Raw genomic sequence first — 12725 nt, forward strand, 5'->3', positions numbered from 1 at the left:
ATTATGAACGCCCCGTCAATTTATGATTTGGAAGAACAGGACAGTGCCATACTCCACGCCAGTTGTGTGGCTGTCGGCGGGCGCGGTCTGCTGATTGTTGGCGCGGCAGGGGCGGGAAAATCCGCGCTGGTCTTGCAGATGATGGCGCTGGGTGCCGAACTTGTCGGTGATGACCGCGTGGCTTTACACAATAGCGGCGGTGAAGTGACCGCTGATGCGGCCCCGAATATCCGCGGCGTTGTTGAGGCCCGCGGTATCGGATTGTTGCGCGCGCCACCCGTAGGACCCGTGGATTTGCGATATGTGGTGGATCTGGACCAAAGGGAAGAAGCACGTTTGCCAGATCCGATCTCGATCCGAGCCCTGAGGCAAACAATCCCCTTGCTTCGCGGTAGCGGCGTTCCCAATTTGGCTTCAGCATTGATGCAACTGATGAAAATGGGGCGCGTAAACCCGGAATGGCCCAGCAAATGAAACAACAGCGGCGGATCGTTTTGATCACCGGCCCTTCGGGCGCTGGGCGGACGACGGCGATCCGTGTGCTTGAAGATTTGGGGTTCGAGGCCATCGACAATTTGCCGATGGGCCTTTTGATGCGCTTGTTGGACGGTCCGGAAAACGATCGGCCCATGGCATTGGGCATCGATGCCCGAAATCGCGATTTCTCGACCATTGGGTTCATTGATCTTGTTATGCGGCTGCGGCGGACCGAGCAGGTCGAGCTTACGGTTCTCTATCTTGATTGCCGAAACGAAGTGCTGCTGCAGCGGTTCTCGGAAACCCGAAGACGCCATCCCGTTGCGGCCAACGCAGGTCCTGAAGCCGGTGTGCTGCAGGAAAAAGAGCTGTTGGCCCCGATCCGTGAAATTGCCGACATTCTGATCGACACCAGCCAGATCAACGTTCACCAGTTGCGCAAGGAGGTCGAGCATTGGTTCGCTCCGGAAGGCGGCCGACATCTGGCGGTATCCATCGAGTCCTTTTCGTACAAACGCGGCTTGCCGCATGGGTTGGACATGGTTTTTGACTGCAGGTTTCTGGCCAACCCCTATTGGCGTCCGGAATTGCGCGCGGAAGACGGTCGAAACCCGGATGTCGCGCGCTATGTTCAGTCAGACGAAAACTATGCACCGTTCTTCGACCGCGTTGTCGATCTGTTGCAAACACTGCTACCGGCATATCGCGCCGAAGGTAAAGCGCACCTATCCGTGGCCTTCGGGTGTACCGGAGGGCAACACAGATCGGTCGCAACCGCAGAAGCGGTCGCAAAGGCCCTTGCACAGGAGGGGCAGCAAGTGGCAATTAGGCACCGCGAAATGGAACGTCGATCGTTGAATGAGAGGCCGGATTGATCGGGATCGTACTCGTAGCACATGGCGGGCTGGCTCAGGAATATCTGGCCGCAATGCAGCATGTTGTCGGAAAGCAACCTGGACTGGCCGCAATCTCGATCGAGGCTGACCACGACCGGGAAGCCAAGCAGTCGGAAATCTGCACCGCCGCTGACGGTGTGGATGTCGGCGACGGCGTGGTTGTTGTCACGGATCTGTTTGGCGGCAGCCCGTCGAATCTGAGTCTGAAGGCCTGCACCCCGCAGGACCGCCGTATCCTCTACGGTGCAAATCTGCCTATGCTGATAAAATTGGCCAAAAGTCGCCACCTGCCGATCGGGGATGCGGTTCGGCGGGCTATGGAGGCTGGACGCAAGTATATCAATGCCCAAAACGTGACGTTGGATTAAGACCGGATTGATTAAGAATGACCAACCGAAGCTTGAAAATAATCAATGAAAAAGGCCTGCACGCCCGCGCCTCGGCTAAGCTGGTCGAAGTGGTCGAGGGGTTTGACGCCCAGGCAGAGGTGTCCAAAGACGGGCTTTCTGCATCAGGGGACAGCATCATGGGTCTTTTGATGTTGGCAGCGTCTCGCGGAACGACTATTGACGTCGAGACGTCCGGACCGGATGCTGAGGCGTTGGCGGATGCATTGGAAACCCTTGTGAACGGAAAGTTCGGGGAAGGGTTCTGATCCTGCCAGTCGCGATACGAAGAACGGGAAAACCAGGAATTGGCGCAAACGACGCACGAGACCAAGACAGCCCCTGTGGTGGACGGGGCAGAAGATCAGGGCGAAATCTATGATCGCAGAACCCTGACCTACGCGAACTCCTTCGACGATGTCTGGACGTCTACAGCCATCCGCGCCATTGAATGGTGTACGGGTAAGCTGACTATCCTGCGGATGGTCAACAAGTTCGAGAAGAAGAACGAATACTATCGCGGCCAGCGGTTCTGGGGCGGCGCGCTTGAGGTTATGGGCATCAACCTCACTACTCCGAAGGAACAGTTTGCAAATATCCCGAAAACCGGACCCGTAGTTGTCGTGGCCAACCACCCGCATGGCATGGTCGACGGTATGATTCTGGCGGAACTGATCGGACAGGTTCGCAATGACTATCGTATCCTGACCCGTTCTGTCCTGACCGGGTTGGACGAGGCGGCGACCTCGTTCATGATCCCGGTTCCCTTTCCACACGACCCCGAAGCGCAAACCAAAATGCTTGAGATGCGCGGCAAGGCGATGGAACACCTGAAGGAAGGTGGCGTTGTTGCTCTGTTCCCGTCAGGTGTGGTGATGTCCTCGGACGACTGGTTCGGTCCTGCGCAAGAGCAGGAATGGAATGTGTTTACCGCCAAGATGATCCGCCGATCTGGCGCGCAGGTGGTCCCGATTTTCTTCCCCGGCAGCAATTCGCGCGCCTATCAGATTGCCAACAAGCTGTCGCCGATCTTACGGCAGGGGCTGCTGTTGCATGAGATCGTCCGCTCTTGCAACAAGCCGCAATCTCCGGTGATTGGCGAACCGATTTCGGACGAGGATATGAAGCTGTTGGAAAGTGATCCGCGCGGTTACATGGCGTGGCTCAGAAAGCGCACAATGGCGCTTGGTAAATCACGCAATCCCTGATCCGCACTTCATCTGGCTGAATAAATCCCGGGAGTGAGCCCGGATGAAAGCCGGGCGAGGGGGCTGGCCCCTCTAGCGCGTTGGGACCGGAGTTTCACCTCTGTAGTCATAAAACCCGCGTTCGGTCTTGCGGCCCAACCAGCCGGCTTCGACGTATTTCGTCAACAGTGGACAAGGCCGGTACTTGGTGTCTGCCAATCCGTCATGCAACACGTTCATGATCGCCAGGCAAGTGTCCAGCCCGATGAAATCAGCCAGTTCCAGTGGCCCCATCGGGTGGTTTGCACCCAGCCGCATCGATTGGTCAATCGACTGCACGCTGCCGACCCCTTCGTAGAGGGTGTAGACAGCCTCATTGATCATCGGCATCAGAATGCGGTTCACGATGAAGGCTGGGAAGTCTTCCGCGCTTGCTGCGGTTTTGCCAAGCCGGTCCACAACCGCCTTACACGATTTGAACGTCTCTTCATCCGTGGCAATCCCCCGGATCAGCTCGACCAGCTGCATCACGGGCACCGGGTTCATGAAATGGAACCCCATAAAGCGTTCCGGCCGATCCGTTCGGCTGGCCAGGCGGGTAATCGAGATTGAGGACGTATTGGATGTCAGAATCGTATGGGGCAGAAGATGCGGCTGCAGGTCTTCGAAAATCGCCTGTTTGATTGCTTCCCGCTCGGTTGCGGCTTCGATCACCAGATCGGTCTGACCCAACTGGGGCAGCTCCAACGTCGTGTTGATCCGGCTCAGCGTGGCTTGCATCATTTCGTCCGAGATTTTGCCTTTTGATGCCTGTCGGGCCAGATTGCCTTCAATCGTCGCCACGGCGCTGTCCAGCGCGTCCTGCGAGACATCGTTCAGCAGAACGTCATACTCTGCCAGCGCCAGAACATGAGCAATGCCATTGCCCATCTGACCTGCGCCAATCACTCCGACCGATTTTACATCCATGTTCAGGTGCCTTTGTGTCTCGGGATATGGCGACAGTATCGACAGATCGGGGCGGGCGGCAAGGGGATCGGACCGATCGATTTTGCTTCAAATGCGCACATTAGGATTTTCTCAAGACTAGCGGCTGCAAGATGGCAACCGGGTGAAAAATGGGTGAGTGATATGAGCTATCATCAAACAGGCTCGGGGGGACCCGGGCACGAGGTATGCCAATATGACGGATCGCGCCTGTGGTTTCGTGGCGCTCGGCGTGTTCTGGATCAACCTTACGCGGCCTGCGTCGGCGGGGATGAGACATTTGGGCGATTCGTCGACCAACCATTCTCTGCTATTCTCGAAGACGGGCTTGAAAGACGCGTTCTGAACTTTGGATGCCTGTTCAGCGGCGTTGATGCGCTGTGCGATGACAGGGGGTTATGCGATTTGCTAAGAGGCGCAGATCTGTGCGTCATGCAGGCGCCAGGGCTTCTTGGGCAGTCCAACCAATTTTATCGCGTTCATTCCAGGCGTAACGACCGGTTTTTGGCGCCAACGAAGGATTTGATCAGCCTGTATCCCGAAATTGACTTCACCGAGGTTCATTTCGTGCGCCACCTGATGACCTGCCTGCAAAATGTTCGCGACGCGCGCATCGAAGTTGTTCTGGACGAACTGCGCCGAAACTGGGTTCGGAAGATCGGTGATTTTTTGCAAGGCCTGGAAACCCCGGCGATCCTCTTGCGGCTGCAGGTCCTTCGAGGAGAGCAGGGTGTGCATCACATTGACTTCGCTGATGCCGACGTAACGGATCAGATGATCCAGTTCGTTGGCAAATCCTGCACGGATATCGTCGACGTCAAAACCCATGTGTGCGGCCAGTCTGACGAGATTGAGGACATGTTGTTCGGTACACTGCAACAGCCAATGGCAGAGCACATGATTGGCCCAGCTGCCCATCGGGCGATTGCGGCAGCTTTGATGGGGCCAATACGCAATCTGCATTAATAAAAGGCCCGCCTTTAAGCGGGCCTTTCCAAATTTCGCGATGAAAAAGCTAAGCCAGCGGTTAGCCGAGTTTCTCGGTCAGTTCTGGCACGGCCTGGAACAGGTCTGCAACCAGCCCGAAATCCGCAACCTGGAAGATTGGCGCTTCTTCGTCCTTGTTGATCGCAACGATGACTTTCGAGTCTTTCATACCAGCCAAGTGTTGAATCGCGCCCGAGATGCCGATCGCGACATACAGATCGGGTGCAACAACCTTACCGGTCTGACCGACCTGCCAGTCGTTCGGTGCATAGCCCGAGTCCACGGCGGCGCGCGATGCGCCAACAGCGGCGCCCAGCTTGTCAGCAAGACCTTCGATCAGTTTGAAGTCCTCTTCCGAGCCGACACCACGGCCGCCCGAGACAACAACGCCAGCCGAGGTCAGTTCCGGACGATCGCTCGCGGCAACCTTGTCCTCGACCCATGACGACAGACCTGGGTTGTCACCGACCGAGATGGTCTCAACCGCAGCCGAGCCGCCTTCGCCAGCCGCGTCAAAGGACGCGGTACGGAAGGTGACGACTTTCTTGGCATCGTGTGACTTCACGGTCTGGATCGCGTTGCCCGCATAGATCGGACGCTCAAAAGTCGAGCCGTCAACCACGCCAGATGCATCCGAGATCACCATCGCGTCCAGCAGGGCTGCAACGCGCGGCATCACGTTCTTGGCGTCGGTGGTCGCTGGGGCAACGATGTGCTCATAACCATCAGACAGACCGACGATCAGGGCCGCGGTCGATTCAGCCAAGCGGTGGCCCAGCGACGCGTCTTCGGCAACCAGTACCTTGGACACACCGTCGATTTTGGCGGCGGCTTCACCGGCAGCGGCGGCAGAACCGCCCGCGGCCAAAACGGTGATGTCACCCAGTGCCTTTGCGGCAGTGACAGCCTTGGCGGTGGCGTCCATCGCCAGTTCGCCGTTGTTGACTTCTGCGAGAAGAAGAACAGCCATTACACAGCCCCCGCTTCTTTGAGTTTCTCGACCAGCTCATCAACCGAGCCGACGACGATACCAGCAGCACGTGCCGGCGGCTCTTCGGTTTTGACGACTTCCAGACGCGGCGTGACGTCGACGCCGTAATCGGCGGCGGTTTTCTCGTCCAGCGGCTTTTTCTTCGCCTTCATGATGTTCGGCAGAGACGCATAGCGCGGCTCGTTCAAGCGCAGGTCAACAGTGACGATGGTCGGCATCTTGACGCTGATGGTCTGCAGGCCGCCGTCAACTTCACGGGTGATCTTGGCGCTGTCGCCTTCGATGTCCAGCTCGGATGCGAAGGTGCCTTGCGACCAGCCCAGCAGGGCCGACAGCATCTGACCGGTAGCGTTCATGTCGTTGTCGATCGCTTGCTTACCAGCCAAAACGATGCCGGGTTGCTCTTCCTCGACCACTTTGGCCAAGATCTTGGCAACGGCCAGCGGTTCGATGTCTTGATGGACGTCATCGGCGGCAACAACCAGAATGGCGCGGTCAGCACCCATGGCCAGTGCGGTGCGCAGGGTTTCCTGCGATTGCTTGACGCCAATCGAAACCGCAACGATTTCGTCAGCCTTGCCCGCTTCTTTCAGGCGAATCGCTTCTTCCACAGCGATTTCGTCGAACGGGTTCATCGACATTTTGACATTGGCGAGATCAACACCGCTACCGTCCGCTTTCACGCGAACTTTCACATTATAGTCAATCACGCGTTTGACAGGCACGAGTACCTTCATTTTGCGCTTGCTCCTCACAAAAAACGGTAAGCCGCGAAGCGACTCCACCAATGCTCTCGGGGGACTGAATAGCGTCTCAGTTCACGCTGCAACAGGGCAAAATCGTCACGTCATGAACTTGAGACGTCGCGTTTCATGTATTTTGACGCAACGGCGTGAAATTTTATTGCTTTGGTGGCCGGTGCTAGAGCTTTGGGCCCCACCCGTTTGGCTGGGGTTTTGCTTTGTTGGTCGCTGCAGGGTTCGCCGGATCCCGCGCCAACTTCAGCGGTTTGCGCCCGGAACCCACAAAACGTCCGCAGTGCCGTTTTCGTTGGCGCAGCGGGCGGCAACGAAAAACCAGTCACTCAGGCGGTTGAGATATTTCACCGCGACTGCGTTCACGGGCTCCATGTTGGTCAGCTCGACCGCAAGGCGTTCGGCGCGGCGGGATACGGTTCTGCAGACATGCAGATTCGCTGCCAGGCGCGACCCGCCGGGCAAGATGAAGCTGCGCAGTGGCTCCAGCGTTTCATTCATCACGTCAATCTCGGCTTCTAGCCGATCAATCTGAGATGCAACGATGCGAAGGGGCGGATAATCGGCCTCGGCGTCTTTTTCCATGTCGGGGCGACAGAAATCTGCGCCCAGATCAAACAGGTCGTTTTGAATACGCGCCAGCGCGGCATCAACGTCGCCTTCCGCCTCGGTCCGCGCCACGCCAACAAATGCGTTCAGTTCGTCAACGGTTCCATAAGCTGCCACGCGACCAGAATACTTGGCGACACGTTCGCCGTTACCCAGCGCAGTTTTTCCATCATCGCCGGTGCGGGTGTAGATCTTGTTCAGAACGACCATTTATTAAACTCCTTGTCCGCGCAGGTGGACGTAGAGCACGATCAGCACCACAGCAATGAACTGGAACAGAATGCGAAGGCGCATCATCTTGTTGCTTTTCATCGCAGCAGCTTTGCCGCTTTTGCCGAAATTGGAGATGCCGATCGCCAGCACGACGACGACCGCCGCCATGGCCAACAGCAAAATGACCATCAAAAGGTCCATAAGCACACCGTCCGCGTTTCTTGTTTCGTTTGGCTATCATCTAGCCTCATGTACATGAAAAGCGAACGGGTAATTTCGCCTCAGACGTCCGACAGAATGCGGTCGATGGTGCGGGTGGGCAAAAGGCGGCGCAGATACCCGGCGATATAGGTTGGGGTGGTCACATAGTAGCGCGCGCGCGGCCTTTTTGATTCAACCGCATGGGCCAGCTTGTCGGTCACCGCTGATGCAGGCAGTTCGAAACGATCCGGACCTGAGGATTCATACAGTCTTTTCAACAGAGAAGCCTCGTATTTTTCGCGCAGGGCCGAGTTCTCCCAGTTGATGAAACGTTCAAAGAAGGGGATCGAATTCTCGCGGATTTTCGACGTGATTGGGCCGGGTTCGATCAGAATGGCCTTGATGTTCGTTCCGGCAAGTTCCAGACGCAGCGTGTCGGTAAGGCCTTCAATGGCATATTTTGTGGCGACATATGCGCCGCGCCATGGAAAGGCCACCAGGCCCAGAACCGACGAATTCTGAACGATTCGCCCATGTCCTTGCGCGCGCATGACTGGAATCACCAGCCGTGTCAGTTCATGCCAGCCAAAAAAGTTGGCCTCGAATATCACACGGAGCCCTTCGGTCGGCAGATCTTCAACTGCGCCGGGCAAGCCGTGCGCACCGTTGTTGAACAGCGCATCCAGGGTACCTCCGGTGGCCTCAAGCACTTCGGTCAGGCCTGATGCGATACTTGCGGCGTCGGTATAGTCGATGCGCGGGCTTTCAAAGCCTTGCGCACGCAGCCGGTCGCAATCACGCTGCTGGCGGCAGGATGCAAAGACACGCCAGCCGCGCGCACGCATACCGTGTGCCGCGTCCAGGCCGATGCCGGACGAGCAGCCGGTGATAAGAATGGTTTTCTGCATGATCTTCCTGACCTTCAATTCAGGCCAAAGCTATTGCGAGGTGCGGGTCAGGACAATGACGGTGCAGCGTCAGTTTTGAATTTTTCGAACCAGTGAGGCTGAAATCCAACCGACCTGTTGCGCGGGCAACACGCGCAGGCGCAGCCAGCCGGTTCCGGAATCACTTAGCACCTCGACCTTCTGTCCGATGGCCGCTTTGCCGACAATTGGGTAAATGGTACCGGGTCCATCGCGCATGTTCACCCGTGTTCCCGAGATTTCGCGGATGTCTTTTTCAGGTTCGGGAATCGCCTCAGCCTCTGATGTTTCCGGCAGGGGCGCTTCATCGGTCTGACGCAAACCCGCTACGCCGTCTTCCAGCGAAGCAAGCGTGATGTTTGCGCTCTGATCATCGAACACCGAGATGCCGGACAGAGACTGAAGGCTGGCTGGTTCGGCCACGATCTGCACGATCTCTTCGGGTTCAGGTTGGGGTTGTGCGCGCACCGTCGGTGCCCGAACGGCCACATTGGTCACAAGCTCTTCGGTCACAAGCTCTTCAACCCGAGCGGGTGCTACTGCTGCAGGTTGGGATACAGAGGCAACGCGCACAGGTTGATCGCTCCGCAAGCCGCGCGGTTCGAAATTTGGTCCACCGCTCATAACGTAAAAACACCAGCCAAGTGCAGTGAAAGTCAGAATAATAAGGCGCGTCATAGCGCATCCCCCAGGTCAATCGTTAGGTACAAGAAATCGGCAGCAGTCTAATGAAGACAGCCTACCATATTTCAGGGTCCGAGTCGAAAACCGGGGGAATTCCGGGACTTGTCTCCCCCTGTTGCAAAAAGCACGACTTGTCCCCAGCAAAATCTAAGCTGATTGCTTTACCAGCGCGCGCTTGCGGCGTATCACATCATATATGAACGATACGATCGACGACCCCAATATGGAGGCCCCCGACAATGGGGGCGAGGTAGCTGAACCGCTGCGCCGCGCGATTGGCGAACGCTATCTGACCTATGCGCTGTCCACCATCATGCACCGGGCATTGCCCGATGCGCGCGATGGGCTGAAGCCTGTGCACAGGCGAATCCTCTATGCAATGCGCGAGCTTCGACTCAGTGCAACGGGCGGGTTCCGCAAATCCGCCAAGATTTCCGGCGACGTGATGGGTAACTATCACCCGCATGGCGATGCCGCGATCTACGACGCGATGGCGCGTCTGGCGCAGGATTTCAACGTCCGTTACCCGTTGGTTGACGGGCAGGGCAACTTTGGCAACATCGACGGTGATAACCCGGCGGCCTCGCGATACACCGAAGCGCGGATGACCATCGTGGCCGAAGCCCTGCTGGAAGGGTTGAACGAAGACGCGGTCGATTTCCGCGACAACTATGATGGCACGCTAAGCGAACCGGTCGTGCTGCCTGCGCAGTTCCCGAATCTGTTGGCTAATGGATCCAGCGGCATCGCGGTTGGCATGGCGACGAATATTCCGCCGCATAACATCTCAGAGCTCTGCGACGCCTGTCTGCATCTGATCAAGACGCCGGATGCGCGCGATGATACTTTGCTGAACTACGTGCCCGGTCCGGATTTCCCGACCGGGGGTGTGATCGTTGAGCCACCCGAGAACATCGCGCAGGCCTACCGCACCGGACGAGGATCGTTCCGTCTTCGCTGTAAGTTCGAGGTTGAAGATCTGGGTCGGGGTCAATGGCAGATCGTTGTCACCGAGATTCCGTATCAGGTTCAGAAATCCAAGCTGATCGAAAAGATCGCCGAGCTGATCCAGACCAAGAAAATCCCGATCCTCGCCGATGTGCGCGACGAATCCGCCGATGATATCCGCCTGATCCTTGAACCACGGTCCAAGAATGTGGACCCCGAGGTGTTGATGGGGATGCTCTATCGCAACTCGGATCTTGAGGTTCGGTTTAGTCTGAACATGAACGTGCTGATCGACGGGGTGACGCCCAAGGTCTGCTCGATGAAGGAAGTGCTGCGCGCATTCCTTGATCACCGGCAAGAAGTGTTGCTGCGCCGCTCGCGTCACCGCATGGCCAAGATCGACCACCGGTTGGAGGTCTTGGAAGGCTTTATCGTCGCCTTCCTGAACCTCGATCGTGTGATCGACATCATCCGTTACGACGACGATCCCAAAGCCGCGCTGATGCGCGAGGATTGGGGCATCGACCATATCCGCGCCACCAGCGAGGCCGACTATGTGTCGCCCAAGCCGGGCGAGGGCGAATTGTCTGAGGTTCAGGTCGATGCGATCCTCAACATGCGTCTGCGGTCCTTGCGCCGTCTTGAAGAGATGGAACTGGTCCGCGAACGTGACGCATTGATGCTGGAACGCGCCAATCTCGAAGACCTGCTGGCCGACCCGGCCCTGCAATGGGCCAAAATCGCCGAGCAGTTGAAAGAGACCAAGAAGACTTTTGGCAAAGACTATGAAGGTGGCGCGCGTCGAACCCAATTCGCTGAGGCCGGGCAAGTTGAAGAAGTACCGCTTGAGGCGATGATCGACAAAGAACCGATCACGGTTGTCTGCTCTCAGATGGGCTGGATTCGCGCCATGACCGGTCACATCGACCTGAAGCGCGAGTTGAAGTTCAAGGACGGCGATGGCCCGCGTTTCATATTCCACGCTGAGACGACTGACCGCTTGCTGGTGTTTGCCTCGAACGGGCGATTCTACACGCTCAGCGCCGCCAATCTGCCGGGCGGGCGCGGTATGGGCGAACCGCTGCGCCTGATGGTCGACTTGCCGAACGAGGCGCAGATCATCGACATCCTGATCCACAAGCCAGGGCGCAAGCTGTTGGTGGCGTCAGACGCGGGTAACGGTTTCATGGTGCCCGAAGATGACGTTTTGGCCCAGACCCGCAACGGTAAGCAGGTGCTGAACGTCAAAGCTGACGAGACGGCGATGATCTGTAAGCCCGTTTCGGGCGATCACGTCGCGGTCGTGTCGCAGAACGGCAAGTTCCTTGTGTTCCCAGTGGAAGAGCTGCCGGAAATGGGGCGCGGTAAGGGCGTACGCCTGCAAAAATACAATATGGCGCGCGGCCGACAGGGGACACTGGAACTGGATGGTGGTCTGTCCGACATCACGACCTTCAACTGGGAAGAGGGGCTGAGGTGGTCCATGGGCGGTGACAAAACGCGGCACGAGGCGGACATGTCACAGTGGCTGGCCAAACGGGCCAGCGTTGGGAAAAAAGCGCCTTATGGTTTCCCGCGCGACTATAAATTTTCGTGAGTAAGCGCGCAGGCAAGTGGATTTCTGCCGATACGGCTTGGCACAAGCCGTATCGTTGCGCTAGATCAAAGAAAAACAGGCATATCGAGACGAGAACATGTTGCGAGCTTTGACCCTGATTACCGGACTGGCCCTGATGGGCGCGTGCACGCAGACACAGGTTTACGAAGAGCCTGAGTCGCTGGGCGAATTCAAATTGCGCGTCAATTATGCCTTTGCTGAAAAGGCCCGGAAGGGGCCGGTGTCGCGGGAAGCGACGCCTAAAGAGTGGGAAGACGCCATTCAGAACGCCGTGAATATTCGGCTTGGCCGGTATGAGGGCGCCCAGGAATACGACATAGGAATCAGTCTTGAAGGGTTCATGCTGGCCCCTCCGGGTGTGCCGGTGATCTACAACCCCAAAAGCACGGCAATCGTTCTGGTGAATGTTTACGACGTGCGCAAAAAAGAGTTTCTGGCTAAAGGCAAACAGTTCCAGGTTCTTGAAGACACGACCGGTGAAAGCGCACTTACAGGATCCGGGCATACCCGCACCAGAGAAGAGCAAATGGGAGGTTTGGCCCTCAAGGTTGCCGATCGTGTCGAGGAATGGCTGGCCGAGGAACATAAGGACAACGGCTGGTTCGACAAGCGTCCCGACCTGATCCAGCCGTTGGAATCCGTCGAGGTCACCCAAAATCCGGCGTCTTAACCAGCTTTTAACGCAGGATGTGCTTGATTTTCCCCTTTGAACCAAATATCTCGCGCGCGCAGATGTAACCACGGGACCACGGGTCCCCCCAATCGCAAAAGGGCGCCTGAGGAATGGCAAAGGAAAAGTTTGAGCGTAATAAGCCGCACGTCAACATCGGCACGATTGGCCACGTTGACCACGGCAAGAC

The 12725-nt window shown here is 57.3% G+C and carries 16 protein-coding genes; 8 read left to right on the forward strand and 8 right to left on the reverse strand.

The genetic code is table 11. From position 1 onward, the window contains the following. Positions 1-3 precede the first annotated feature (3 nt). The 5 genes from AC2FGC_RS20655 to AC2FGC_RS20675 are packed head-to-tail and all read left to right on the forward strand — an operon-like array spanning position 4 to position 2967. A complete protein-coding gene (locus AC2FGC_RS20655; protein WP_496727079.1) occupies positions 4-474 on the forward strand; it encodes an HPr kinase/phosphorylase in 471 nt (156 codons plus the stop codon). Next, positions 471-1352, forward strand: coding sequence for an RNase adapter RapZ (gene rapZ / locus AC2FGC_RS20660; RefSeq protein WP_496727081.1), 882 nt, complete (start codon positions 471-473; stop codon positions 1350-1352). Before AC2FGC_RS20655 ends, rapZ begins: the two co-directional genes overlap by 4 nt. Further along, positions 1349-1741, forward strand: coding sequence for a PTS sugar transporter subunit IIA (locus AC2FGC_RS20665; RefSeq protein ID WP_170561187.1), 393 nt, complete (start codon positions 1349-1351; stop codon positions 1739-1741). The genes rapZ and AC2FGC_RS20665 overlap by 4 nt, the downstream gene beginning before the upstream one ends. Positions 1742-1758: 17 nt before the next feature. Further along, a complete protein-coding gene (locus tag AC2FGC_RS20670) occupies positions 1759-2028 on the forward strand; it encodes an HPr family phosphocarrier protein (RefSeq protein ID WP_058273259.1) in 270 nt (89 codons plus the stop codon). A 39-nt stretch (positions 2029-2067) separates the two neighbouring features. Further along, positions 2068-2967 (forward strand): lysophospholipid acyltransferase family protein, encoded by a 900-nt coding sequence (locus tag AC2FGC_RS20675; RefSeq protein ID WP_496783312.1) that lies wholly within the window; start codon positions 2068-2070, stop codon positions 2965-2967. Between the two features lie 72 nt (positions 2968-3039). Here AC2FGC_RS20675 and AC2FGC_RS20680 read toward each other — a convergent pair whose 3' ends face one another. Beyond that, complete coding sequence (locus tag AC2FGC_RS20680; protein WP_058273257.1) at positions 3040-3915, reverse strand: 3-hydroxybutyryl-CoA dehydrogenase; 876 nt, start codon at positions 3913-3915, stop codon at positions 3040-3042. A gap of 162 nt (positions 3916-4077) precedes the next feature. Between AC2FGC_RS20680 and AC2FGC_RS20685 the strand changes: the two genes are divergently transcribed. Further along, complete coding sequence (locus AC2FGC_RS20685) at positions 4078-4899, forward strand: DUF6473 family protein (protein ID WP_496783315.1); 822 nt, start codon at positions 4078-4080, stop codon at positions 4897-4899. Positions 4900-4960: 61 nt separating this feature from the next. Here AC2FGC_RS20685 and AC2FGC_RS20690 read toward each other — a convergent pair whose 3' ends face one another. From AC2FGC_RS20690 to AC2FGC_RS20715, 6 genes are all read right to left on the reverse strand, one after another. Then, the gene (locus tag AC2FGC_RS20690) at positions 4961-5890 is read right to left on the reverse strand and encodes an electron transfer flavoprotein subunit alpha/FixB family protein (RefSeq protein WP_496783318.1); all 930 of its coding nucleotides are present in this window, start codon (positions 5888-5890) and stop codon (positions 4961-4963) included. Next, positions 5890-6648 (reverse strand): electron transfer flavoprotein subunit beta/FixA family protein, encoded by a 759-nt coding sequence (locus tag AC2FGC_RS20695; protein WP_058278923.1) that lies wholly within the window; start codon positions 6646-6648, stop codon positions 5890-5892. The genes AC2FGC_RS20690 and AC2FGC_RS20695 overlap by 1 nt, the downstream gene beginning before the upstream one ends. A 264-nt stretch (positions 6649-6912) precedes the next feature. Next, a complete protein-coding gene (locus tag AC2FGC_RS20700) occupies positions 6913-7485 on the reverse strand; it encodes a cob(I)yrinic acid a,c-diamide adenosyltransferase (protein WP_058278922.1) in 573 nt (190 codons plus the stop codon). 3 nt (positions 7486-7488) lie between these two features. Then, positions 7489-7689, reverse strand: coding sequence for a twin transmembrane helix small protein (locus AC2FGC_RS20705; protein ID WP_496727086.1), 201 nt, complete (start codon positions 7687-7689; stop codon positions 7489-7491). A gap of 80 nt (positions 7690-7769) precedes the next feature. After that, complete coding sequence (locus AC2FGC_RS20710; RefSeq protein WP_113791295.1) at positions 7770-8597, reverse strand: SDR family NAD(P)-dependent oxidoreductase; 828 nt, start codon at positions 8595-8597, stop codon at positions 7770-7772. A 69-nt stretch (positions 8598-8666) separates the two neighbouring features. Beyond that, entirely contained in the window at positions 8667-9293 is a 627-nt protein-coding gene (locus tag AC2FGC_RS20715) for an SH3 domain-containing protein (protein WP_496727087.1), read from the reverse strand. A 202-nt stretch (positions 9294-9495) separates the two neighbouring features. Here AC2FGC_RS20715 and AC2FGC_RS20720 point away from each other — a divergent pair, with 202 nt between their 5' ends. Then, the gene (locus AC2FGC_RS20720) at positions 9496-11844 is read left to right on the forward strand and encodes a DNA topoisomerase IV subunit A (RefSeq protein WP_496727088.1); all 2349 of its coding nucleotides are present in this window, start codon (positions 9496-9498) and stop codon (positions 11842-11844) included. A gap of 97 nt (positions 11845-11941) precedes the next feature. Continuing rightward, positions 11942-12535 carry a hypothetical protein gene (locus AC2FGC_RS20725; RefSeq protein WP_496727090.1) on the forward strand — a complete coding sequence of 198 codons (594 nt, stop codon included), beginning with the start codon at positions 11942-11944 and terminating at the stop codon, positions 12533-12535. On the opposite strand, the gene AC2FGC_RS20730 is transcribed toward AC2FGC_RS20725, so the two are convergent. Then, positions 12532-12725 (reverse strand): hypothetical protein (locus tag AC2FGC_RS20730; RefSeq protein ID WP_282153203.1); only part of this gene is annotated, 194 nt, incomplete at its 5' end. The genes AC2FGC_RS20725 and AC2FGC_RS20730 overlap by 4 nt on opposite strands.

The organism is Ruegeria sp. CDSC054, from assembly GCF_059610645.1.

Excerpts from the sequence above, each read along its gene's own strand:
- AC2FGC_RS20655 (WP_496727079.1), top strand. The coding sequence starts at position 4 with ATGAACGCCCCGTCAATTTATGATTTGGAAGAACAGGACAGTGCCATA.
- rapZ (WP_496727081.1), top strand. The coding sequence starts at position 471 with ATGAAACAACAGCGGCGGATCGTTTTGATCACCGGCCCTTCGGGCGCT.
- AC2FGC_RS20670 (WP_058273259.1), top strand. The coding sequence starts at position 1,759 with ATGACCAACCGAAGCTTGAAAATAATCAATGAAAAAGGCCTGCACGCC.
- AC2FGC_RS20680 (WP_058273257.1), bottom strand. The coding sequence starts at position 3,915 with ATGGATGTAAAATCGGTCGGAGTGATTGGCGCAGGTCAGATGGGCAAT.
- AC2FGC_RS20685 (WP_496783315.1), top strand. The coding sequence starts at position 4,078 with ATGAGCTATCATCAAACAGGCTCGGGGGGACCCGGGCACGAGGTATGC.
- AC2FGC_RS20690 (WP_496783318.1), bottom strand. The coding sequence starts at position 5,890 with ATGGCTGTTCTTCTTCTCGCAGAAGTCAACAACGGCGAACTGGCGATG.
- AC2FGC_RS20695 (WP_058278923.1), bottom strand. The coding sequence starts at position 6,648 with ATGAAGGTACTCGTGCCTGTCAAACGCGTGATTGACTATAATGTGAAA.
- AC2FGC_RS20700 (WP_058278922.1), bottom strand. The coding sequence starts at position 7,485 with ATGGTCGTTCTGAACAAGATCTACACCCGCACCGGCGATGATGGAAAA.
- AC2FGC_RS20705 (WP_496727086.1), bottom strand. The coding sequence starts at position 7,689 with ATGGACCTTTTGATGGTCATTTTGCTGTTGGCCATGGCGGCGGTCGTC.
- AC2FGC_RS20710 (WP_113791295.1), bottom strand. The coding sequence starts at position 8,597 with ATGCAGAAAACCATTCTTATCACCGGCTGCTCGTCCGGCATCGGCCTG.
- AC2FGC_RS20715 (WP_496727087.1), bottom strand. The coding sequence starts at position 9,293 with ATGACGCGCCTTATTATTCTGACTTTCACTGCACTTGGCTGGTGTTTT.
- AC2FGC_RS20720 (WP_496727088.1), top strand. The coding sequence starts at position 9,496 with ATGAACGATACGATCGACGACCCCAATATGGAGGCCCCCGACAATGGG.
- AC2FGC_RS20725 (WP_496727090.1), top strand. The coding sequence starts at position 11,942 with ATGTTGCGAGCTTTGACCCTGATTACCGGACTGGCCCTGATGGGCGCG.